This is a genomic window from Nocardia sp. NPDC055002, assembly GCF_053608825.1.
Genome location: NZ_JBSGWE010000001.1, coordinates 1,484,736 through 1,506,430, shown reverse-complemented (window position 1 = coordinate 1,506,430; position 21,695 = coordinate 1,484,736). Strand labels below are relative to the sequence as shown.

The 21,695-nt window shown below is 68.0% G+C and carries 19 protein-coding genes; 11 read left to right on the top strand and 8 right to left on the bottom strand.

From position 1 onward, the window contains the following. The first annotated feature begins 238 nt into the window (after window positions 1-238). Together ACWF99_RS07100 and ACWF99_RS07095 are read left to right on the top strand one after the other, a co-directional pair. The gene (locus tag ACWF99_RS07100) at window positions 239-1,813 is read left to right on the top strand and encodes a sugar porter family MFS transporter (RefSeq protein ID WP_378630100.1); all 1,575 of its coding nucleotides are present in this window, start codon (window positions 239-241) and stop codon (window positions 1,811-1,813) included. Between the two features lie 34 nt (window positions 1,814-1,847). After that, window positions 1,848-2,990: a N(5)-(carboxyethyl)ornithine synthase gene (locus ACWF99_RS07095; protein WP_378630101.1), complete on the top strand. Its 1,143-nt coding sequence runs from the start codon at window positions 1,848-1,850 to the stop codon at window positions 2,988-2,990. A gap of 25 nt (window positions 2,991-3,015) precedes the next feature. Here ACWF99_RS07095 and ACWF99_RS07090 read toward each other — a convergent pair whose 3' ends face one another. Beyond that, window positions 3,016-3,945 carry a TetR family transcriptional regulator gene (locus ACWF99_RS07090; RefSeq protein ID WP_452535273.1) on the bottom strand — a complete coding sequence of 310 codons (930 nt, stop codon included), beginning with the start codon at window positions 3,943-3,945 and terminating at the stop codon, window positions 3,016-3,018. 130 nt (window positions 3,946-4,075) lie between these two features. Between ACWF99_RS07090 and ACWF99_RS07085 the strand changes: the two genes are divergently transcribed. Both ACWF99_RS07085 and ACWF99_RS07080 read left to right on the top strand, forming a co-directional pair. Next, window positions 4,076-5,284 (top strand): acyl-CoA dehydrogenase family protein, encoded by a 1,209-nt coding sequence (locus ACWF99_RS07085; protein ID WP_378657084.1) that lies wholly within the window; start codon window positions 4,076-4,078, stop codon window positions 5,282-5,284. Next, window positions 5,281-6,300, top strand: a complete 1,020-nt coding sequence (locus tag ACWF99_RS07080) for a phosphotransferase family protein (RefSeq protein ID WP_452535271.1) — start codon at window positions 5,281-5,283, stop codon at window positions 6,298-6,300. The genes ACWF99_RS07085 and ACWF99_RS07080 overlap by 4 nt, the downstream gene beginning before the upstream one ends. A gap of 46 nt (window positions 6,301-6,346) precedes the next feature. Here ACWF99_RS07080 and ACWF99_RS07075 read toward each other — a convergent pair whose 3' ends face one another. Next, on the bottom strand, window positions 6,347-6,994 hold the full coding sequence (locus ACWF99_RS07075) for a TetR/AcrR family transcriptional regulator (protein WP_378630110.1): 648 nt from the start codon (window positions 6,992-6,994) through the stop codon (window positions 6,347-6,349). A 102-nt stretch (window positions 6,995-7,096) separates the two neighbouring features. On the opposite strand from ACWF99_RS07075, the gene ACWF99_RS07070 reads away from it, so the two are divergent. From ACWF99_RS07070 to ACWF99_RS07055, 4 genes are read left to right on the top strand one after another with little or no spacing between them, the layout of a single operon-like run. Then, window positions 7,097-7,933: an SDR family NAD(P)-dependent oxidoreductase gene (locus tag ACWF99_RS07070; protein WP_452535269.1), complete on the top strand. Its 837-nt coding sequence runs from the start codon at window positions 7,097-7,099 to the stop codon at window positions 7,931-7,933. 23 nt (window positions 7,934-7,956) lie between these two features. Then, a complete protein-coding gene (locus tag ACWF99_RS07065) occupies window positions 7,957-8,883 on the top strand; it encodes a ferritin-like domain-containing protein (RefSeq protein ID WP_378630115.1) in 927 nt (308 codons plus the stop codon). Then, window positions 8,880-9,428: an NAD(P)/FAD-dependent oxidoreductase gene (locus ACWF99_RS07060; protein WP_378657079.1), complete on the top strand. Its 549-nt coding sequence runs from the start codon at window positions 8,880-8,882 to the stop codon at window positions 9,426-9,428. The genes ACWF99_RS07065 and ACWF99_RS07060 overlap by 4 nt, the downstream gene beginning before the upstream one ends. Continuing rightward, window positions 9,425-10,909, top strand: coding sequence for a flavin-containing monooxygenase (locus ACWF99_RS07055; RefSeq protein WP_452535268.1), 1,485 nt, complete (start codon window positions 9,425-9,427; stop codon window positions 10,907-10,909). Before ACWF99_RS07060 ends, ACWF99_RS07055 begins: the two co-directional genes overlap by 4 nt. A gap of 37 nt (window positions 10,910-10,946) precedes the next feature. Here ACWF99_RS07055 and ACWF99_RS07050 read toward each other — a convergent pair whose 3' ends face one another. Next, window positions 10,947-12,938 (bottom strand): AfsR/SARP family transcriptional regulator, encoded by a 1,992-nt coding sequence (locus tag ACWF99_RS07050; RefSeq protein WP_452535266.1) that lies wholly within the window; start codon window positions 12,936-12,938, stop codon window positions 10,947-10,949. A 110-nt stretch (window positions 12,939-13,048) separates the two neighbouring features. Between ACWF99_RS07050 and ACWF99_RS07045 the strand changes: the two genes are divergently transcribed. After that, window positions 13,049-13,927 carry an alpha/beta fold hydrolase gene (locus tag ACWF99_RS07045; RefSeq protein WP_452535264.1) on the top strand — a complete coding sequence of 293 codons (879 nt, stop codon included), beginning with the start codon at window positions 13,049-13,051 and terminating at the stop codon, window positions 13,925-13,927. A gap of 17 nt (window positions 13,928-13,944) precedes the next feature. On the opposite strand, the gene ACWF99_RS07040 is transcribed toward ACWF99_RS07045, so the two are convergent. Next, window positions 13,945-15,414: an alpha/beta fold hydrolase gene (locus ACWF99_RS07040; RefSeq protein WP_452535262.1), complete on the bottom strand. Its 1,470-nt coding sequence runs from the start codon at window positions 15,412-15,414 to the stop codon at window positions 13,945-13,947. 121 nt (window positions 15,415-15,535) lie between these two features. On the opposite strand from ACWF99_RS07040, the gene ACWF99_RS07035 reads away from it, so the two are divergent. After that, window positions 15,536-16,444 carry a LysR family transcriptional regulator gene (locus ACWF99_RS07035; protein ID WP_452535261.1) on the top strand — a complete coding sequence of 303 codons (909 nt, stop codon included), beginning with the start codon at window positions 15,536-15,538 and terminating at the stop codon, window positions 16,442-16,444. A 31-nt stretch (window positions 16,445-16,475) separates the two neighbouring features. Here the strand turns inward: ACWF99_RS07035 and ACWF99_RS07030 are convergent, their stop codons facing one another. After that, the gene (locus tag ACWF99_RS07030; RefSeq protein WP_452535260.1) at window positions 16,476-17,030 is read right to left on the bottom strand and encodes a TetR/AcrR family transcriptional regulator; all 555 of its coding nucleotides are present in this window, start codon (window positions 17,028-17,030) and stop codon (window positions 16,476-16,478) included. 104 nt (window positions 17,031-17,134) lie between these two features. Here ACWF99_RS07030 and ACWF99_RS07025 point away from each other — a divergent pair, with 104 nt between their 5' ends. Next, the gene (locus ACWF99_RS07025; protein WP_452535258.1) at window positions 17,135-18,529 is read left to right on the top strand and encodes an MFS transporter; all 1,395 of its coding nucleotides are present in this window, start codon (window positions 17,135-17,137) and stop codon (window positions 18,527-18,529) included. A 29-nt stretch (window positions 18,530-18,558) separates the two neighbouring features. Here ACWF99_RS07025 and ACWF99_RS07020 read toward each other — a convergent pair whose 3' ends face one another. Genes ACWF99_RS07020 through ACWF99_RS07010 form a run of 3 tightly spaced genes read right to left on the bottom strand, consistent with a single transcriptional unit; the run spans window position 18,559 to window position 21,657 of the window. Next, window positions 18,559-19,320 (bottom strand): MerR family DNA-binding transcriptional regulator, encoded by a 762-nt coding sequence (locus tag ACWF99_RS07020; RefSeq protein ID WP_378630132.1) that lies wholly within the window; start codon window positions 19,318-19,320, stop codon window positions 18,559-18,561. Next, window positions 19,292-20,197, bottom strand: coding sequence for an alpha/beta fold hydrolase (locus tag ACWF99_RS07015; RefSeq protein WP_452535257.1), 906 nt, complete (start codon window positions 20,195-20,197; stop codon window positions 19,292-19,294). The genes ACWF99_RS07020 and ACWF99_RS07015 overlap by 29 nt, the downstream gene beginning before the upstream one ends. A 50-nt stretch (window positions 20,198-20,247) precedes the next feature. Further along, window positions 20,248-21,657 (bottom strand): aminotransferase-like domain-containing protein, encoded by a 1,410-nt coding sequence (locus ACWF99_RS07010; protein ID WP_452535256.1) that lies wholly within the window; start codon window positions 21,655-21,657, stop codon window positions 20,248-20,250. Between the last annotated feature and the right edge of the window lie 38 nt (window positions 21,658-21,695).

Here is a 21,695-nt window from a genome sequence, read left to right as displayed (position 1 = left end):
GGTTACGCGACGCTTTTCTCCGATCCGGGCAAACGGCGAGCATTTCGGTCGGCGGCGATTCCGATAAGAGCGTGTTGATCGGGGAATGTATCCCACGCAGGGGGTGGGATACATTCCCCGATCGCTCCTTACCGCTGATCTGCGGACGACAATATCCATGGATTTCGAGCTATCGCGAATCTTCCGCGCTCGATTAAGGTGCAGGAATCGACCTACTCCATCCGGCGGAGGTGTGGACATGCCCGATTCCCCTCGTGGATCCACCGATAAGGAGCCGGAGCGGCGCGGCGCCGTCTCGAGTCCCACCGTGCCTGTGGCGCAGGTTTCCGGCGGCCGCCTCATCGGGCCGGATACCGATACCTCGGTCCGGGTACCGCACACCGTCCAGGACGGACCGGAGCCGGTGATGGTGTCCCCGGTCACCGAACCACCGGTCGAGACGCCACCCGATTCGCCGGAGCGGGAGGCGATGCGGGCCAGGATCAAGAAGTTCGTGCTCACTGTCGTCGTCATCGCCGCGCTCGGCGGCGCGCTGTTCGGCTACGACACCGGCGTCATCTCCGGCGTGCTGGTCTACCTCACGCCTGATTTCGCGCTGAGCCAGACCCAGGTCGGCGTCATCACTAGTTCGCTGCTCATCGGCGCCGCGATCGGCTCGATCACCGGCGGCTGGATGGCCGACCGGTGGGGCAGGCGGACGACGCTGCTGTTCGCGGGCGCCCTGTTCTTCATCGGCGCGCTCGCCCAGGCGCTGGCGCCCGATGCCACGGTCATGATCATCACCCGCCTGTTCCTCGGCGTCGCGGTCGGTACCGCCTCACTGGTGGTCCCCATGTACGTCTCCGAGATCTCCCCGCCGACCTATCGCGGGCGCCTCGTGTCGATGAACTCGCTGATGATCGCCAGCGGGCAGTTGCTCGCCTACATCGTCAACGCGCTGCTCGCCCCGACCGGGAACTGGCGGCTCATGCTCGCGATGGCGGCCGTTCCGGCGGCGGCGCTCGTGATCGGCATGTATTTCATGCCGGATTCACCGCGGTGGTATCTGAAACAGGGCCGTACCGCCGATGCGAAGAAAGTGCTCGAACAGTCTTATTACCCGGAGAATGTCGAGCCGACGATCGCCGAGATCGAACAGTCCGAGGCCGCCGATGCGGCGGTCAAGGACAGTTTGAGCGACCAATTGCGGAAACCGAAGGTGCGCGCGCTGTTCTACACCGGAATCGGATTGGCGTTGATTCAGCAATTCGTCGGCGTCAATACCGTCATCTACTACGCACCGTCCACTCTCGCCCAGGCGGGGATGGGTGACAATGCGGCGATCACCTCGTCGATCGGCATCGGTGTCGGCGCGGTGCTCGGCGTGATGCTCGGCATGAGCCTGGTCGACAAGATCGGCAGGCGCCCACCGATGTTCCTCGGCCTGGCGATCATGGTCGTCGCGTTGGTCGGTATGGGTCTGATGGAACGTCTCACGCAGAGCACTGCCACCGGGTATGTGTTGGTGACATTGATGATCGTGTACGTCTGTGCCTTCCAGCTCGGCGTCGGGGTGCCCACCTGGTTGCTGATCTCGGAGATCTTCCCCGCCCCGATCCGCGCCACCGCGATGAGTATCTGCACCTTCCTCATCTGGATGGGCAATTTCACCGTCTCCCTGGTGTTCCCGCCGCTGGGCGAACTCTGGGGCGCGTCGACGATGTTCTTCCTCTTCGCGGTCGTTTCCGCGCTGTCGCTGGTGTTCTGCTATCGCCGGGTGCCCGAGACCATGGGCGAGTCCCTCGACGACATCACCAGCAAGGCGGAGAGCTGAGGGCCTACGGGTAGGCTGACCAGGTGAAGCAACTGTGAAACACCTGACGGTCGGCGTCGTCGCGACCTCTCGCAAGGAAAACGAACACCGGCTGGCAATCCACCCGGCCCACCTCGACCGCATCGATCCCGAGCTGCGCGGTCAGATCTACCTCGAACACGGTTACGGTAACCGATTCGGCTACCCCGACGACGTCCTCGCCCCACTCGTAGCGGGCCATCGCACTCGCGACGAGCTCTTCGCCGAGTGCGATGTGCTGCTGCTGGCCAAGCCGCTGGCCGAAGACCTCGCGCAGATGCGCCCCGGCACGACCGTGTGGGGCTGGCCGCACTGTGTGCAGGACGCGAGCATGACCCAGCTGGCCGTGGACCGCGACCTGACGCTGATCGCCTGGGAGGCGATGAACCACTGGACGAAGTCGGGTGCTTTCAGCGTCCACGTGTTCCACAAGAACAACGAACTGGCCGGTTACTGCTCGGTCATGCATGCCCTCCAATTGCGCGGCGTGAGTGGAGATTACGGTCGCCGGATGCGTGCGGCGGTCATCAGCTTCGGCGCCACCGCGCGTGGTGCGGTGCGGGCGCTGTCGGCACTGGGGATCAGCGATGTGACCGTGCTGACCCAGCGCAGTGTGTCGGCGGTGGCCTCGCCGTTCGCCTCGGTGCGAATGCAGCATTTCAAGCGTGATCCGGGACTGCCCGGCCGGACACTCGCGCTGAAGGCGCCCGAGCCGGGGCCGCTGGCGGAGATGCTGGCCAACTACGACGTGGTGGTGAACTGCATGTTCCAGGACACCGAGGACCCGTTGACGTTCATCATGAACGATGACCTCGAACTCTTCTCGCGCGGAACGCTTTTCGTCGACGTCTCGTGCGACGAGGGAATGGGCTTCGAGTTCTCGCGCCCGACCTCGTTCGCCGATCCGATGTTCACCGTCGGTGACGATCTGCACTACTACGGTGTCGACCACAGCCCCTCGTTTCTCTGGGACTCGGCGACGTGGGAGAACTCCGAAGCTCTGCTCGAGTACCTGCCCGTCGTGCTCGGCGGCCCCCCAGCGTGGGATGGCAGCGAAACGATTCGCCGGGCGATCGAGATTCGCGACGGTCGGGTACAGAACCCGCGGATCCTGTCGTTCCAGGGTCGCTCCGACGTATATCCGTACGCGGTGAACTGATTTCCGGCACGGTCCTGCCGTTCCGCTATCGGTGCGGGCCGTCCACGCCCAGCAGTCCGAGGGCGAAGTCCGCGTAGGCGGCGGCGATCTGTTCGGGAGAGGACGGGCCGTCGAGCCGGAACCACTGGGGCAGTGCGGTGCACATCGTCGCGATGGCACGGCCCGCGTCGCGGGCCCGGGCGGTCGATCGGTTCGCCTCGGTCAGCGCGGCGTCGATGTCGGCATCGAGAAGGTATTGGATCTCATTGCGGGAGGCTGTGATCCGATCACGATCGGCCGGGTTCAGGCTGCGCATCTCGCTGGCGCCGATGAAGGCGAGTTCGCGGTGGTGCGTGTGGAACAGGGCGAGCGCTTCGACGACACGGCTCACTCGTTCGCGGCCGTTCGTGCCGTCGAGGCGTGCCGCGCGCACCCGCCGGTGCAATTCGTCCATGGTCAGGTCGAGTGCGCGGACCAGCAGGTCTTGTTTGTCGCGATAGTGGTGGTAGACACCGGGCACGCTCATGCCCGCCCGCGCGGCGATCGAGCGCATCGTGGCTCCGTGATACCCGGTCTCGACGAAGGAATCGATGGCGGCGGCGAGCCCCGGGTCGAGAACCAGGGGCGGGAACTCACGCCAGGAATTCGGTGCGCCGGAGTCGGGCGATCCGGTTTCACCGTGCGCGGGGCTTCCGGCGGGGCGGGTATGGCGCGAATCAGTCGCGCGCGGTGCCGGGGGAGGAGCGCCGGTGGTGCGCTGGTCGCCGATCAGCCGGGCCACCGTCGTGCCCAGCTCGGCGGCGAGGGATCGCAGGCGCGAAACCGAGGCGCCGGTCTTGCCCGTCTCGATGGCGCTCAGCGTGGCCGCGCTGACCCCGATTCGCTGCGCGGTCGCCCGTAGTGACAACCCCGCCGCGGTCCTCGCCTGGCGCACCCGCGCCCCCATCGCCTGCTGTTCAGCTGCCGTCGAATCCATGATGTTCAGAATAGCTGAACAAACATTGGAGTCCTACCAGGCTTTTTGACAGCATGAATACGCGCGTGCGACTGTCGTAACAGTCAATGTGCCGAGCGATCGTTCGGCAACCGAGCCGAGGAGCGGACCCGTGCCGATCGACCTGTCCTATCCGTCCGAGGTGCAGAGCCTGGCCGACCGCACCCGCACCTTCGTCCGCGACCATGTGCTCCCGGTCGAAGACGCGCACGACGGCGACATCACCGCGGCCGGTGGTGAGAAGCTGCGCCTCGAACTCCAGCAGGCCGCCCGTGATGCCGGTGTCTTCGCCCCGCACGCGCCGCTCGAATACGGTGGCCACGGTCTGGACATGTCCAACCGGGCCCCGGTGTTCGAGGAGGCGGGCTACTCGCTGTTCGGCCCGACGGCCCTCAATATCGCCGCCCCCGACGAGGGCAATGTGCACATGCTCGCCCACATCGCCGACCCGGAGCAGAAACAGCAGTTCCTCGCCCCGCTCGCTCGCGGCGAGGTGCGCTCGGCCTTCGCCATGACCGAACCGGCGCCGGGTGCGGGCTCGGACCCCTCCGCGCTGAGCACCCGCGCGGTCCGTGCCGATGGCGGTTGGCGCATCACCGGCCACAAATGGTTCATCACCGGCGCCGACGGGGCGGGGTTCTTCATCATCATGGCCCGCACTTCGGGCGAGCCCGGCCAACGTGGTGGCGCCACGATGTTCCTGGCACCTGCCGACAGCCCGGGCATTCGCGTCGGCCGCCATCTGGACACCCTCGACAAGTCGATGATCGGTGGCCACTGCGAGGTCTTCTTCGACGACCTTCTCGTCCCGGAGTCCGCGGTACTCGGCGAAGTCGACCGAGGCTTCGAATACGCCCAGGTGCGGCTCGGCCCCGCCCGGATGACCCATGTGATGCGCTGGCTCGGCGCTGCCCGTCGCGGTCATGACGTCGCGGTCGCGCACGTGGCGCACCGCGAGGGCTTCGGTTCGCGCCTCGGCGACCTCGGCATGGTCCAGAAGATGATCGCCGACAACGAGATCGACATCGCCGCCACCCGCGCACTGCTGACCCGTGCCTGCTGGGAACTCGACCGTGGCGAGCCCGCCGCGAATGCCACCTCCATCGCGAAAACCTATGCCGCCGAGGCGATCTTCCGCATCGTCGACCGGAGTATGCAGATGTGCGGCGGTCTCGGCGTCTCCGCCGACCTGCCGCTGGCGCGACTCTCGCGCGAGGTGCGCCCGTTCCGGATCTACGACGGTCCCTCCGAGGTGCATCGCTGGGCCATCGCCAAACGCGCGGTGAGCGCCGCCAAGCGGACGAAACGGGATTCCGAATGACACTGCCGGGCATGGACATCGCCGCGCTGGAACAGTTCCTGCGCGCCAACGGCGTCGAGGTGGAAGGCGAGCTGCGCGTCGAACTGATCAGTGGGGGCCGGTCGAATCTGACCTTCGCCGCCGCCGATGACGTCTCGCGCTGGGTGGTGCGCCGCCCGCCGGTCGCCGGGCTCACCCCGTCCGCGCACGATATGGCCCGTGAGTACACCGTCACCAGCGCGTTGCAGGCATCGGCGGTGCCCGTGGCGAGAACGATCGCCTTCGACGCGACCGGATCCGCGCTGGGCGCGCCGATGACCGTCGTCGAGTTCGTCGACGGGACGGTGTTTCGCGACCAGGACGATCTGTCCGCGCTCACCGATGAGCAGGTGAATTCGAGTGTGCGCGCGCTGGTCCGCGTTCTCGCCGATCTGCACGCGGTGGACCCGGGCGCTGTCGGTCTCGAATCATTCGGCAGGCCAGCAGGTTTCGTCGCCCGGCAGGTCGAGCTCTGGGCATCCCAGTGGGAGCGGGTCAAAACCCGCGAGCTCGCGGATGTGGCGGCCCTGCATGCCGCACTGGCCGCCGCGATCCCGCCGGAGACATCGGCTTCGATCGTGCACGGGGACTTCCGTATCGACAATACGATCCTCGACAGCGCCGACCCGGCAACGGTCCGTGCGGTGGTCGATTGGGAGCTGTCCACCCTCGGTGACCCGCTCACCGATGTCGCCCTGATGTGCGTGTACCGGTCGCCGATCTTCGACGTGATCCTCGGGACCCGTGCGGCGTGGACCAGCCCGCGCCTGCCGAGCGCCGACACGCTCGCACATGCCTACGCCACCGCGTCCGGGCGCGAGCTCGACAACTGGGGCTTCTACCTCGCGCTGGCCAACTTCAAACTCGGCATCATCGGCGAGGGCATCACCCATCGCGCGCATCAGGGTTCCGACACCGGTTCCGCCGCCGACCGGGCCGCCGAGGCCACCCCGGAATTCATGGCGGCCGGCTTGCGCGCGCTGAAAGGATCCGCGTAGTACCGCCGCGCGGTCGAACCGAACGCCGCCCGGCGTGCGGCGCGAATCATCCGATGATCTCCGGGGGCAGGAACATCGCGCCGAGCTGCGCCGCGATCGCGCTGGTGTGATCGACGATGCGCTCGGCGTCCACGTCGAGCACACCGGACCGCCACGCGGACAGTAGTTCGATGAAGCCGCCGATGCCGGCCAATGTGCTCATCCGCATGGCGGTTTCGTCGACGTCGGGGCGCAGATAGGGCCAGGCGGCGGCGATGAGCAGATCGGTCGCGTCGGTGAGCATGGTCTTGCGGCGCTGTTCGAGCACGGCGCTGCCCGCGTGATCGGCCAGCAGAATCCGGGCGCGTCCACGCAGATCGGTCTGCAATCCGACGGCACAGGCGATGGCCGCGCGGGTGATCTCGAGGGGGGTCCGGTCGGCATTCTCGGCGACGACGCTCGCCAGTTCGGCGAACACCCCGGCGCACACCTCGTCCCAGACCTCGGCCAGTAGTTCGTCGCGGTCGGCGAAGTGCTCGTAGAAGTAGCGATCGTTGAGCGAGGCCCGCTGGCAGACACCGCGCATGGTCACCGCGGCCCAGCCGTGGTCGAGCCAGATATCGAGGGCGGCCTCGACCAGGCCGACCCGCCGCTGCGCTCTGCGCTCCTCGGCGGTCCGCCCGCCCCAGGTCCGTGCCGGTGCGCGCACATCCATGGTTGACAAAGTACTCCTCCGCGCGCCTAATTGGTGTCAGGTGCGGCCAATGGTGGCAGATGCCACCAATTTGAGTCTCACCGGGTCGACCCGGGAGTTGCCATGCGATTGTTCCCCTTCGGCGGACACCGCCGAACCGCTGCCGCCGATGCTGTGGTGACCGGTGCGGGTAGTGGAATCGGACGTGCGTTCGCCGTCGAATTGGGTCGTCGAGGCGGGCGCGTCGTGTGCTCCGATATCGACCCCGACCGTGCGGCCGAAACCGCCGAACTGGTCGAGGCGGGGGGCGGCAAGGCGATCGGCACCCGTTGCGATGTCACCGTGATCGACGAGGTCGTACAGCTGGCGGCCACCGCGCAGGACTGGTTCGGCGGCCCGCCCACCGTTGTCGTCAACAACGCGGGCATCGGCGCGGGCGGGCCGGTGGTCGGCGAGTTCGCCCTCGACGACTGGCACCGCACGCTCGGGGTGAATCTCTGGGGCGTGATCCACGGCTGCCACGTCTTCGCGCCGATCCTGCGCGCGGCCGGGCACGGGTCGCTGGTGAACGTCGCCTCGGCGGCCGCGTTCGGCGCGGCACCGCGGATGGCCGCCTACAACGTCAGCAAGGCGGGTGTGCTGGCGCTGTCGGAGACGATGTCGGCCGAGCTGGCCGGCACCGGCGTCGGCGTCACGGTGCTGTGCCCGACCGGTGTGAAAACCAATATCATGACCGCGGATTCGCCGATGGACGACACCGCCGAGCGCCTCGGCGGGCTGCTGCTGCGCTGGACCGGCCGCGCGCCCACCGTCATCGCCCGCACCACGCTGGACGCGGTGGACCGTGGCGAGCTGTATGTGGTGCCGCAGCTCGAGGCCAAGATGCTGTGGCAGGCCAAACGCTGGCTACCCGCGACCTACACCCGTTCGGCAGGCCTGCTGGAGCGGGTCGTGCGCTGATCCACACCGAAGGAGATCGAACAATGACGTTCGCCTACCCCGACATGCTCGCCACGATTCGCGCCAAGCAGTGGGCACTGGCCGATATCGACTGGGACGCACCGGGCGCCGACACCATCACCGACGAGCAACGCCCGCGATTGGCCACCTTCATGGCCGACCTGGTGTGGATCGAACACGTCGGGGCCCGCGGCTTCGCCGCCCTGACCCGCCAGGCGCCGCCCGGCCCACTGCGGGAGATCTACCGGTACTTCCACGCCGAGGAACAAAAGCACGCCAACGCGGAACTGGCGCTGATGCGTCGCTGGGGCATGCTCCCCGACGGCGAGGCGATGCCGGTGCCCAACAAGAACATTCGCCTCGTCATCAGCTGGCTCGACCGTTACGCCGACCAGCTGACCCTGCCCGTGCTCGGAACCGTCATCCCGTCGCTGGAGACCGCCCTCGACGGCGCGTTGGTGAAGTTCCTGCTCGACGAGGTCGACGACCCGGTGTGCCACGAGGTGTTCCGGCACATCAACAGCGACGAATCTCGCCACCTCGCAGTAGGTTTCCAGGTTCTCGAACAACTCGGCGCGGGACCGTTGCGCCGAACCGTCATCGAGACAGCCGGTTTCGCGGTCCGTCCGTCGTTCGTGCTCGGCGCGTTGCTGTACGCGCCGCTGCTGTCACGGATGTCGACCAACATCATGGCGCTGGGCCTCGACGAGGAGAAGCTGTGGCAGGCGGTGCGCCGGTTCGAGAACGTGGGGGAGCGCAGCCCGGCCATCCGCAAGCTCCCGCTCTACCACGTGGTGAAGATGCACGGGAAGGCCACGATTCACCGCCGTCAGCCGTTCCAGCTGCTGGCCGACGTGTCGAATGCCTGTATCGATCGGTTCCCGATCCGGGTGCTCGGCCGCAGGCCGTCCTGGTCCGACGAGCTCACCTACGAACCGGTGGCGAAATGACGACGCCGCGTTTCGCCGATACCTTCACCGGTTCCCAGGTGCACCGCACAGCCTTCGCGCCCCGGCACGAGTTCACCGGTCAGCGGGTCGCGATCATCGGCAGCGGGGCGGCCGCCGCGCGCCTGCTGCCCGGCATCGCCGCCGAGGCCGCACGGGTGACGGTGTTCCAGACCGAGGCGGTGTGGGTGCTCCCCCGCGTTCCGCTGCCCACCGCGACGATGCCGCAGCGGCTCCTGCGACTCGTCGCCCGTGTCAATCTGGCTGTCCAGGTGCGTGATTCGTGGCTGCGACACCGCCTGACACCGGACGACACCGCGGGCGTCGCGGTGCACAACAGCTACTACCGAACCCTGCGGCAACCGCACTGCACCCTGGTGACCTGGCCGATCGCGCGGTTGGTGCCGCTGGGTGTGCGCACCGTCGACGGCATCGAGCATCAGGTGGACAGCATCGTCTACGCCGACGACGCGGGCTGTGTCGTTCGTACCGTCGCCCGGCCTCGCCGGCTGCATCCGTCGGCCGCACTCGTGAAGGAGATCGCATGAGCACCAAGGGAATCGACCACGAGATCGTCATCGTGGGCGCCGGCTTCTCCGGCATCGGCGTGGCGATCGAGTTGCGCAAGGCCGGGTTCGACGACTTCGTGATCATCGACGAGGCCGACGGCGTGGGCGGCACGTGGCACTGGAACACCTATCCCGGTGTCGCCGTGGATATCCCGTCGTTCAGCTACCAGTTCTCCTTCGAACAGCGCACCGACTGGTCACGGGTCTACGCGCCCGGTCGCGAACTCAAGGCCTATGCCGAATCGTGCGTGGACAAGTACGAACTCCGTTCGCGAATCCGCTTCGGCACCACCGTGGTCGGCGCGGATTTCGACGAGCGGGCCGACCACTGGGTGCTGCACACCACCGACGGCGACGACCTCACCGCACGGTTCGTGATCAGCGCGACCGGTGTGCTCACCCGCCCCAAACTGCCCGATATCCCCGGCATCGAAGGCTTCGCGGGCGCGACCATGCACACCTCGCGCTGGGATCATCGCCAGGACCTGCGAGGCAAGCGGGTGGCGATCATCGGCACCGGCGCCTCCGCGGTCCAGGTGATCCCGGAGATCGCCTCGCGGGTGGAACATCTGACGGTGTTCCAGCGCACGCCGATCTGGTGCCTGCCGCGCCCGGACCTGCCGTTGCCTCTCGCCGCCCGGCTGGCGTTGAAGGTCCCCGGCGGACGGACCGTGACCCGCCTGGTGAGTCAGACCTACGTGGAGGTCACCTTCCCGCTCGCCGCCCACTATCACCGCTCGTTGCCCACCGCCGCCATCGGTGAACGCGCGGGCCTGGCCCACCTGCGGCGTCAAGTGAAGGACCCCACCGTCCGGGACGCGCTCACCCCGCGATACGCCCTCGGGTGCAAACGGCCGAGCTTCTCCAACGACTATCTGTCGACCTTCAACCGTGCGAACGTGACCCTGGAAACCGCGGCGATCAGCGAGATCACCGCCACCGGTGTGCGCACCGCCACGGGTGCCGAACATCGCGCCGACGTGCTGATCCTCGCCACCGGCTTCAAGGTCATGGAATCGGGCAACATGCCGACCTATGACCTGCACGGCGTCGGTGGCCGCGATCTGGAGACCTGGTGGGACGAGAACCGGCTGCAAGCCTACGAGGGCGTGAGCGTTCCCGGCTTCCCGAACTTCTTCTCCATCATCGGCCCCTACGGCTACAACGGGGCCTCCTATTTCACGCTGATCGAGAACCAGACCCGCCACATCCTGCGCTGCCTGCACCACGCCAGGGCCAACGACGCGGACCGCATCGAGGTCACCGAGGAAGCCAACGACCGCTACTTCCGTGAGATGCTCGCCCGCCGCGGCGACCAGGTGTTCTGGGACGAAAGCTGCGTCACCGCCAACAGCTACTACTTCGACAAACACGGCGACGTCCCCCTACGTCCCACCTCCACCATCGAATCCGCCTGGCGCAGCGGTCATTTCCCACTCACCGACTACGTCTTCTCCTGATCGCATCGGCCGGCTCGGGCGGCGCGCAGTTCGTTGTTCACCCGCGAGACGACCGTGACAGCGCCGCATCGATCTCGTCGAGGTAGGCGCGAACCGGGCCTACGCTGAGAAGTCCACTCTGCGCCGTTGTTTCGGCCGCCGCGGGGGCCAGCTGGGTCCGGGCTCGGCGCATGGTCTCGCGATCGCCGACGGCGGTGGCCGCGTATGCCACGATGGCCCACAGTGCTTCGAACAGCAGGTCGCGCGGCGGGGATGTGATGGTGCGCAAGGCCTCTCGCGCACTGTCGAGCTCGCCCCGCGCGACGAGCAGGGCGGGCTCGACCCAGGATTTGTAGGGCCCCCAGTCCGTCTCGGGGTCGATCGTGGCGATCCTGCCGGTCTCGTGTCGCCGCAGAGCCAGGCTCAGCTGCGCCAGTGGCAACAGACCACGGTCGAGTCCCGGCATGCCTGCTCCGGTGAGTGAGGCGGCCGCTGTCACGTACGCGGCTTCCGCAACCGCGAGGTCTGTTGTCGCGCTGGCCCGTAAGGCGCGGTACCAGCTGGTGAACACCTCGACCAGCGGCAATTCATACCGCTGTGCCAGCGCGTCCGCTGCTTCGGCGTGCTGGTCGGCGCTCGTGTAATCCGCTGAGGCACACCGTGTTTGGATGAGGATGAGGTGGCCCAGTACCTCGTAGGTCGCGAGTTTGCTGTTGGCTGCCACCGCGATGATCTCGGTGCCGACAGCGTCACGCCGGTGCGCCAGTCCCGCTCGCTGGAAGCTCTGCATGAACACACCGTTGAGTGCGAAGGCCAGCAGGGCGGGGTCGTGCAGCCGCCGGGCGATCTCCTCGGCCTGACGGGCGGCACGCAGCGGGCGCAGTCCCGCCTCGGTCGGATCGCCCACCGGCAGGGCGCCGCGCGATTCGACGGCGATGGTCGCCAGCAGCCTGGCTCGATCGGCATCATCGTGGACGGGCAGGCGCAGGAGTGTCTTCTCGGCGATGCCAACGAGGCGTCGATCCTGCGCCGGGTCGTCGGAGCGGGTCCAGATCGCGGGGACGTCGTAGATGCCGATCACCCGCGCGGTCAGCTCGGCGTCACCGAGGTCGTCGGCGGCGACCACCGCCGAAATCCGGTGTGCGCGTGCGGCCGCGAGACCGCCGCCACCTGTTACCGCGAGATCGCGCATCAGGCCCGCGGTCGATTCCAGCCGCGTCCTCGTACGCGGCGGGACCGCGCTGTCGTAGGCGGCCCGCGCCTGTTCCCACACCCGCACCGTGGGGTCGGTCGCGACCGGGTCGAGGTATTCGGCCTGGCGGAGCAGGTCGTGTTCGAGGCGGCGCAAAGCTGGTCCGGGGTCGATGCCCAGATCATCGGCCAGCATCCGCCGTGCCCTGGCGAGAACCGCGAGCGCATCGGCCTGGCGGCCCGAACGGTAGAGGGCGGTGGCCAGCAGCCCCCATGCGTCTTCACGCCAGGGATGTTCGGCGACGTGCGCGTCGAGGTCGGGAACCGCCGCGGCGGCGGCACCCAGTGCCAATTGCGCCGCGCCGCGACGTTCGACGGCCAGCAACCGCTGCTCGGTGAGCCGCGACCGTTCGGCCTGCGCCCATCCGGCGTCGGCGAAGTCGGTATAGGCAGGCCCCTGCCACCAGCTCAGTGCGTCGGTGAGCAGCGAGAACGACTCTTCCGGCGGCAGGGCTGCCGCCGCACGCACCGCATCGTCGAATCGCCACGCGTCGACATCCTCCGGTTCGGGCCGCAGCGCGTAACCGAGCCCTTCGGTGACGAGCAGTCGTGGCGGTGTGCGGGGCGGACGATCGGGTTCGAGTGCGCGCCGCAATCCGGCGACGAAGGTACGGATCGCACCCACCGCGTTCGGAGGCGGCTCGTCCCACAGGTCCTCGACCAGGCGACCGACCGGAACGACCCGCCGGTGCGCGAGGATCAGCCGTGCGAGCACTTCGCGGTAGCGCGGACCGCGCAGCGTGACCGGCTCACCGCGCTCGTCGTGCGCGATGACCGGTCCGAGCACCTGAAACCGCATCAGGCCAATGTAGTGCGCGTTCATCGGCTGCTCATCGCGACACCGCACGCTCGAACTCGCTCCGCGCAGACCCCGCGGAACACCCTTCGAACGAAGCGAGAGCCCACGCGATGACCCGCACCATTCCCGGTTTCGACTACCACCGCGTCCCGGTCGCCGACGATGTCGCCCTCACCGTCGCCGTCGCCGGTGCGGGAACCCCGATCGTGCTGCTGCACGGCTTCCCGCAGACCCACCTGATGTGGCGTCACGTCGCCGCCGACCTGGCCGCCGACCACACGGTGATAGTCGCGGACCTGCGCGGCTACGGCGACAGCGACAAACCCGCCGAAGCAGGCAGCGACACCTACTCCAAGCGGCGCATGGCGGCCGACATCGTCGCTGCCGCCGCTGCCTTCGGCCACGACCGCTTCGCGCTCGCCGGTCACGACCGCGGCGCGCTGGTGGCCTTCCGCGCCGGGCTCGACCACCCGGACGCGGTTACCCATCTCGCCTGCTTGGACGTGCTGCCCACTCTCGACATGTGGGAAGTGCTGCACGGCGCCACCGCCGCCGTCGGGTTCCACCTGTACTTGATGGCACAGCCGCCCGGACTGCCCGAACAGATGATCTCCGCCAGCGCTGACGCGTTCTTCGCCTACTTCCTCGACCAGTGGGCGAAGACCCCCGACGCGATCCCCGCGCCCGTGCGCGCCGCGTACCTCGACGCCTGTCGTGACGCTGTCCCCTCGATCGTGGCCGACTATCGCGCCTCGGCAACCATCGATATCGACCACGACCGTGCCGACCGCGCGGCAGGCGCCAGACTGTCCATGCCCGTCACGGTCATGCAGCAGGACTGGGGCGCCGCGCTCGGATACGAAGCGGCGGCACTGTGGTCGAGCTGGGCGCCCGACCTCGACCACCGCACCGTCGACGCGGGTCACTTCATGGCCGAGGAGGACCCCCAGACCGTCACCGCCGCTCTGCGTGAGCTTCTCCGGCGCTGAGGACGGCGCGGCCCCGCTCAGTACGAGACGGTGAAGCGCAGGCCGACGAAGGTGTTCTCCGCCAGCGCGTCGACGATCGCGCTCGCGTAATCGCCCACGCTGATCCGGCTTTCACCAGCGGCGTCGACAATCGGGGTGTCGCGAGCCTCGGCGCGGTAGACGCCGGTCGCCTCGCCGGGGATCAGGTGAACGGGCGGCGGGCTGACATACGACCACCGGACCGGGGAGTCGGCGGCACGCAAGATTTCCAGCGCTTCGCACTGGTCACGGGCCGTCGCCAGGTACTGGGCGGGGAAGTCGGGCGAATCGACGAAACGGTGCCCCGGTGCGTATTCGAGGCTGCCGCCCCCGCCGAGGAACACCAGGCGGTCGACCCCGGCGAGGGGGAGTGCTTCCAGGAGGGTCTGCGCGCCACGCGGCACCAGTCGGTCATCGCCCTTGACGGCCGCGACGACGGCGTCGTGTCCCGCGACGGCGTTCTTGACCGAGGCCGCGTCGGTGACATCCACCGTGTCCCGGCCGAGCGCGGTGACCTGCATGCCGCGAGCGGTCGCCTCGCGGACGACCGCACCGCCGAGATTGCCCGTGGCGCCGATGACAGCGATCCTCATCGGCTTGCCCCGGTCCAGGCTGTCAACGAAATCGCTGATGAGCGGGGCGATTTCGGGAAGGTTCTCCTCGAGCGCGAAATGGCCGGTGTCGAAGAGATGGACGGTGGCGTCGGGCAGATCGCGGAGGTAGGCGTTGGCGCCCGCCTCGGGAAAGAAGGCGTCATTGCGACCCCACAGCACCAGCGTCGGCGGTCGGTGCTCGCGCAACCACTGCTGCCACACCGGGTAGAGCGCCACATTGGTGTGGTAGTCGAGGGCCAGGTGCGCCTGCGCGTCCTTGCGGCCGGGGAGGTCGAGAAAATGCTGGTCCAGGGTCCAGCCGTCGGGTGCGATGAGCTCGAGATCGGTGGTGCCGCCCTCGTATTGGCCGCGGGTGACGGGCAGTTCGAGGATCTGCCGAACGTTGTCCTCGGCGCCCGGCTGTCCCGGCTTGTTCGCGGTCATCGCGCGTGCCATGTCGGACAGGCCGTCGTCGTAGGTGTTCGCGTTCTGCACGATCAGTCCCGCGATCCGCGCGGGGCGGCGGGTGGCCAGGCGGAGGCCGACCGGACCGCCGAAGTCGAAGGCGTACAGCACGAATCGGTCCAGGGCGATCGCGTCGACAAAGCCTTCGACGACGTCGGCCAGCCGTTCGAAGGAATAGACGAAATCGTCGGGGACCTGGGTGTGCCCGAAACCGGGATAGTCGGGGGCGATCATCCGGAATCGGCCACCGAGGGCGTCCATGAGCCGGCGGAACTGGTGCGAGGCCGACGGAAAGCCGTGCAGCAGAAGCAGCGCCGGTGCGTTCGCGGGTCCGGTCTCTCGATAGAAGACCCGCACTCCGTCGACCTCGACGACCCTGTGCCTGATCTGCGGGACGTGCACTACCGCCATGTCGAAACCGGCCTCTCTGAACATATTTCGTAGACGGATCTATGATCAACAGTTCGCCGGGCGTGATCAACGACAAATCACCCAAGGGTCGTTAACCGGCGAGCAATGATCGAAGGCGGCCGTGGAGCGAAACGAGATCGAGGCGTTCCTGACGCTGTCGGAGGAACTGCATTTCGGCCGAACCGCCGAGCGGCTGCGGGTTTCCACAGCGCATGTCAGCAAGACGATCAAGGGGCTCGAACGTCAGGTCGGGGTGGCGCTGTTCGAACGGACCAGTCGCAAGGTCGCCCTCACCCCGGTCGGCCGTCAGTTGTGCGAAGAACTTCGCCCCGCCTACGAGCAGGTTCGGCGCAGCGTGCGCAACGCCGAACTGGCCGGGCGTGGCATCCAGGGCACCGTGCGGGTCGGCTATTTCGGATCGGCCGGTGGACGGTATCTGCTGGAAGTCGCCGAGCGCTTCGAGGCCAGGCATCCCGAATGCGCTGTGCGGATCACCGAATTGCAGCTCAGCGATGGTGCGAATCGGTTGCGCAGCGGCGAGGTCGACGCGATGCTGTGCTGCTTCCCGATGCGTGAGCCCGACATGACCATCGGCCCGCCGCTGATCTCCGAGGCCAAGATGCTCGCGGTCCCGGCCGGCCACATTCTCGCCCACAGACCAGCGCTGTCACTGGAAGACCTCGCCGATGCCGCGATGATCCAGAACCCGCCGCAGCTGCCCGCCTACTTCGACGAATTCCACCACCCCCGAAAGACCCCCTCCGGTCGCCCCATCCGGCCCGGCCCGACCGCCGCCACCTTCCAGGAGATCCTCGCCCTCGTCGGCGCGGGCAAAGGCGTCTACCTGACCACCGAACAAGCGCCCCTGTTCTACCTCCGCCCCGACGTCACCTTCATCCCTGTCACCGACGCCCCACCCCTCCAATTCGGCCTCGGCTGGCTCAACACCGGCCTCACCACCCGAGTACAGGCCTTCGCCCACACCGCATCCGCCACCGCCACCGCCACCGCCACCGCCACCCGATTCTGACTCTTCGACGCGGGACGGCGTGTGCCCTCGGCTATCGCGGCAGAAGTTGAAGGATGCCTTGGGTGGCCCGGCGAAACGGTTCGCTGGACTGTGCGCCGCGAGCAAGGACGTAGGCGCCTTGTCGGACAGCGAGAATCGTGGCGGCGAGGTCATCGACATCCAGGTTCGGGTCGAGTTCGCCGTTTCGTCTGCCCTCGGCGAGGACTTGCCGGATCTGATCCTGGATCCAGTCGAACGTCGCGGCAATCGGTGCTCGTAGCGAATCGTCGTCCACCACTGCCGCGTCTTGGACGAGCCGCCCGAGTCGGCAACCGCGCAGCACATTTTCGTCGAGGGTCAAGAAGGCCGAGACCTTCTCGCGGGTCGTGGACCCGCTGTCCAGCCGGACGGTGATCTGGTGTTTCAGCTCGTCGCTCATCTGCAGCTCGGCAGCGACAGCCAGGCCCGCCTTGCTCCGAAAATGGTGGTACATGCTGCCTTGTCCCGCACCGGCGAGCTCTTGGACCGCTCGCGGACTCGTGCCCGAGTAGCCGCGCTCCCACAGCAGGGTGTGCATGCTCTCGATCAAACGCTCGGCCGTAGTCATCGCACAACTGTACCTATCAGTAGGTACAGTATCGATCTGTACTCATAGGTACAGGACCGACGAAAGGCGGCGCGATGGGGGAAGCGGGGTCGGAACCGGCGTCCGTGACAGTGGACGAGTCCGCGCAGTCGGGCGGGAGTCGCGAGCGGTCGCCGAACACGACCGCCGCCCTGGCCGCAATCTGTCTGGGGTTCTTCATGATTCTGCTGGACGGCAGCGCGCTGAATATCGCGTTGCCGTCGATTCGGGCCGAGACAGGCGGGTCGATGGCGGCTCTGCAGTGGCTGGTGAACGTCTACACGATTCCGCTGGCCGCGCTGCTGCTCAGCGCGGGAACGCTGGCTGATCGGCTCGGCGCCCGCCGGGTGTTTGCCTGGGCGCTGGGCGGATTCACCGTCGCGTCACTGATCTGTGCGGTGAGTGCGACCTTGCCGGTGCTCCTCGTCGCCCGGTGCTTTCAAGGGATCTTCGCGGCCGGAGTCCTGCCCACCACGCTCGCGATCATCGCCCGGATGTATCCGGACGCGACGCAGCGCGCACGCGCGATCACCGTGTGGGGCGCGACCGGCGGTGTCGCACTGGTTGCCGGGCCGATCGGTGGCGGGCTGCTCACCGAGGCGCTGGGCTGGCGGTCCATCTTCTTGCTCAACGTGCCGATCGGAGCGGCGGCGCTGTGGCTGACCTGGCGGCACATCACCGAAACCGCACGCCGTGACGACGAATCCTTCGACTGGACAGGCCAGCTCCTGGCGATCGCGGGTCTGGGGACACTCGTCGGCGGTCTGATCGAAGGTGGTGAACGTGGCTGGTCGTCGCCGTTGACGCTGGTACTTCTTGCCGCGTCCGCGCTGTTCCTTTCGGGGTTCGTCGGGGCCGAATCGCGGGTTGCGTCGCCGGTCCTGCCGTTGACGATGTTGCGCAGCGCATCCTTCTCCGCCTCGATCGCGAACGGGTTCGCCTTCCAATTCGGCGCCTACGGGCTGCAATTCATGCTCGCTGTGTTCCTGCAGACGCAGTGGGGCTACGACGCCCGCACCACCGGATTGTTCTTCCTGCCGTTCGCTGTTCTGTGGACGTTCGCGACCCTGGTACTCAACCGCCGGTGGGCGGACCGTGGGATGAGGTGGCTACTGATCACGGGGTCGCTCACCGCCGGGGTCGGGGCCGTCGTGTGTTCGGCTGTGGGAGAGCCGGACAGGTGGCCGGTGGTGCTGGTCGGCTCCGCGATCGTCGGATTCGGGTGCGGACTTTTCGGGCCCAGCAGCAACGGCGCGGCGATGGCCTCCGCGGACCCGCGCTATGCCGGTTTGGCATCCGGAGTCCTCAATACCTCGCGTCAGGTCGGAATGGCGATCGGCATCGCACTGTTGGGGGCGTGCCTGGCCGCTCCGGATCCGATCTTCGGCGCGCGCATCGGGATTACCCTGACAGTGGTGTGTTTCGTCGCGATAGCGGTGCTGAGCATGCGCTACGTTCCGCGCCGCAGCACGGCGCACTGATCCGATGCAGTCCGGACCGTGCAATCGGGTCAGGGTTCGGAGGCTCGTTGTTCGGCGCGGTGGGTGAGTGCATCGACGATGCGTTGCCAGGCGGGGGAGGACTCCGAGATGCGGGAAGCGACCAGTTCGGTGGAGCGGGTGCGGCCGCGGGTGTGGGCGATTTCCCAGGCGTCGAGGTCGTCGATGAGGCGGTCGAGGCGTGGGTCGTGGGGGTGCCAGTCGACCGATTCATCGACCGCGCGGTACAGGCGGGTGGTTTCCGGGTCGTCGAATTCGGCGTTCTTCTCCCGGATCCGGTGCGGGATCGCGTCGGCGTCCAGCGCTTGCAACAAGATCCAGGCGTCACGCTCGAGGCGCATCCGTTGTTCGCTGATGCCGAGACCGCGCATCCGGTTCAACAGGGTGACCACCTCGCCGGGGAGGAAAAGGCTTTCCCCGCTCGCCAGTTCGGCGATCCGGTGGCGGTACTCGGCGAGCTGATCGATCTTGCGCTGGAGCGCGGTGTCGATCTCGCTGATGGCTGTGGCGAATTCGGCCGGCTGGGCGTGGAGCAGCGCGTCGATCCGCGACAGCGGAACGCCCGCGTCGGCGAGGGTTCTGATCCGGATGAGATCGACCGCCGCCTGCGCGGGGTAGCGGCGATAGCCGGAGGCGTCGCGCTCGGGCTCGGGCAACAGGCCGACCTGGTGGTAGTGGCGTACGGTGCGCACGGTCACGCCGGCGGTCGCCGCGAGTTGGCCGATGGTGAGCACCGCGTCGATCCTAGCGGCGACGAACCTGGTCGATGACATCGCGGATCGCCTCGACCACGGCATCGGGGCGATCGAAGCAGAGCCGGTGATGCACGGTGTCGGTGAGAATTCGCTGTTGCCCCTGGGAAACCCCGCGCACCACAGCGGCGTCCATTCGCCGCCTGCCGTCGTGGATCTCGGCCAGCGCCTCGGGCGACTGGTGAGGGTCCGGGCCCAGCACGCTGAGCACCACCAGCGGAACATCGGGAAGGTTCGGCCCGGCGTGCAATTCGGCGGCCAGTTCCGGCAGCCCGTCGCGCTCGGCGAAGCCCGCCCGGATCGATTCGTCGCTCGTCTTGGCCTCCGTCAGCGCTCGCCGCACCGGTTCCGGGTAGTCCGCGAGCAGCTCGGCGCGCATCTCGCGAAGGGCTGTGCGCAGGTGTTGGAGCTGCTCGGCGTCGGGCGCGGGCGCCGCGGCCGCGGCCAGTCCCATCGCCGGTGGCATGAACTCGTCCCAGTCTCGGTGCAAGCCGTCCATCCAGACCAGTCCGGCCACTTGCCGCGGGTACAGCTGCGCGAACCGGTGCGCGTAGAGGCATCCGAGTGAGTGGGCAGCGAGAACATAAGGGCCGCGAAGTTCGTCGAGAGTGCCCAGCAGCTGGTGCAATTCTGTGGCGACCGCGGTGGCGGTACGGGGCAGGGGCAGCGGATCGCTGTAGCCGGTGCCGCCGCGGTCGTACACCACGGCACTGGTGAACTGCGAAACCTGCTGCTGCACAACGAAATAGTCGAGGCCGATCGCGCTCGCACCGGGCAGGAAGACCACCGCCGGTCCACCGCTGCCCGACCGATGGACGAAAAGGCGATTGCCGTCGATCTCGGTGAACCCGCCGACCGGCGGTGCGGGCTTCGTCGAGGAGATGTCGTTGTTCGTCATGCGACAAGAGTGCAACCCTGACGCTGCGTCAAGGTCAACCTCTGCGTCGGCTACAGCGCGAGCGGAGGCGCGGCAGTGGTGGGTGTGGCCGGCGGGCGGTAGGTGCGCCACGCTTGCGCGAGGCGATCGACCGCGGTGGTGAGGGTCTCCAGCGGATGCAGGAAGTGGATCCGCAGATACCGTTCGCTGCCACCGGTCGGATCGAGACCACCGCCCGCCAGGATCGAAACACGATGTCGCAGTGCGGCTTGTGCGAAGGAAGGGCCGTCGCCGCGCGGCAGCCGGATCCAGAGAGTCTGTCCGCCCCGGACCGGCGGCACGTCCCATTCGGGGATCCGGCGCGCGAGCTCGGCGCGCAGGTGGTCGTGGCGACGTTCGCGTTCGGCGGCCTGGGTGCGCAGCATGCCGTCGAGGCGGGGGAGTAGCTCGGCCGCGGCCAGCTGGGCAGGAAGATTGCCGCCGAGATCGTGCACCGCGCGCAGTCTGGCGAGCTTGGCGACGACGGGGGCCTCCGCGCGGATCCAGCCGATACGCAGTCCGCCCCAGACACTCTTGCTCAGCGATCCGATGGTGATCACGGTGTCGGCGAACACGGCAAGGGGCGGCGGAGTCTCATGGCCCGGGAAGCCGAGTTCGGCGAGCACCTCGTCATCGATCAGCGGAATCCTTTCCGCTGCTGATGTTTCCGCGAGGCCGCGGCGCGCGAGCGTGGAAAGCACCGACCCTGTCGGGTTCTGATAGGTGGGGATCACGTAGGCGAGAGCGGGCCGGCGGTCTCGGATCGCACCCGCGAAACCGTGCAGTCCGGGCGGCGCTCCGGAGACGACCGCCGCTTCCGCGCGAAAGGCTTCCAACGCGCCCGGGTAGGTCGGGGCTTCCACGAGGACGCGATCGCCGGGCCGAAGGTAAGCCCGGGCGAGCAACGACAGTGCTTGTTGCCCACCGGCGGTGACGAGGATCTGCCCGGCCTCGGTCGGCAGGCCGCGCCCCCGGTAGTACTCGGCGACGGCCTCCCGAAGCGCCGGATGGCCCGACGGGTAGTAGCCGATGTCGTCGGTCGTCGCGGCCAGCGCGGGCAGCATCGCCGCATAGGACTCGGCCAGTTCGACCGGCGGCCGGTCCGGTGCCGCGCAGGCCAGCGAGATCACGTCGGACCGCGGCTCGAGCAGGTCCAGAAACATCGGCTCACTCGTGGTCGCCGGCGGATCGACCCGTGGCGTCCCCGCGACCCGGGTGCCACTGCCCTGCCGCCGCACGATCCGGCCTTCGTCCTGCAGCAGGTCGTAGGCCGCTACCACGGTGCTCCGCCCGACCGACAAGGCGACGGCGAGTGTCCGATCCGGCGGCAGCAGCGCCCCCGGCGCCAGTTCGCCGTCCTCGATCAGCGCGCGCAAACCGGCCGCGAGCAGGGCATACAGCGGTCCGCGCCCCGCCGACCAGCGGCCGAGCCGATCTGTCACGTCAATTGGTTCCATAGGCAAACCAATTATGCTCGATT

Coding starts and splice junctions, on each gene's coding strand:
- ACWF99_RS07100 (WP_378630100.1), top strand. CDS start 239: ATGCCCGATTCCCCTCGTGGATCCACCGATAAGGAGCCGGAGCGGCGC.
- ACWF99_RS07090 (WP_452535273.1), bottom strand. CDS start 3,945: ATGGATTCGACGGCAGCTGAACAGCAGGCGATGGGGGCGCGGGTGCGC.
- ACWF99_RS07080 (WP_452535271.1), top strand. CDS start 5,281: ATGACACTGCCGGGCATGGACATCGCCGCGCTGGAACAGTTCCTGCGC.
- ACWF99_RS07075 (WP_378630110.1), bottom strand. CDS start 6,994: ATGGATGTGCGCGCACCGGCACGGACCTGGGGCGGGCGGACCGCCGAG.
- ACWF99_RS07070 (WP_452535269.1), top strand. CDS start 7,097: ATGCGATTGTTCCCCTTCGGCGGACACCGCCGAACCGCTGCCGCCGAT.
- ACWF99_RS07065 (WP_378630115.1), top strand. CDS start 7,957: ATGACGTTCGCCTACCCCGACATGCTCGCCACGATTCGCGCCAAGCAG.
- ACWF99_RS07060 (WP_378657079.1), top strand. CDS start 8,880: ATGACGACGCCGCGTTTCGCCGATACCTTCACCGGTTCCCAGGTGCAC.
- ACWF99_RS07055 (WP_452535268.1), top strand. CDS start 9,425: ATGAGCACCAAGGGAATCGACCACGAGATCGTCATCGTGGGCGCCGGC.
- ACWF99_RS07050 (WP_452535266.1), bottom strand. CDS start 12,938: ATGCGGTTTCAGGTGCTCGGACCGGTCATCGCGCACGACGAGCGCGGT.
- ACWF99_RS07045 (WP_452535264.1), top strand. CDS start 13,049: ATGACCCGCACCATTCCCGGTTTCGACTACCACCGCGTCCCGGTCGCC.
- ACWF99_RS07040 (WP_452535262.1), bottom strand. CDS start 15,414: ATGGCGGTAGTGCACGTCCCGCAGATCAGGCACAGGGTCGTCGAGGTC.
- ACWF99_RS07030 (WP_452535260.1), bottom strand. CDS start 17,030: ATGACTACGGCCGAGCGTTTGATCGAGAGCATGCACACCCTGCTGTGG.
- ACWF99_RS07020 (WP_378630132.1), bottom strand. CDS start 19,320: ATGTCATCGACCAGGTTCGTCGCCGCTAGGATCGACGCGGTGCTCACC.
- ACWF99_RS07015 (WP_452535257.1), bottom strand. CDS start 20,197: ATGACGAACAACGACATCTCCTCGACGAAGCCCGCACCGCCGGTCGGC.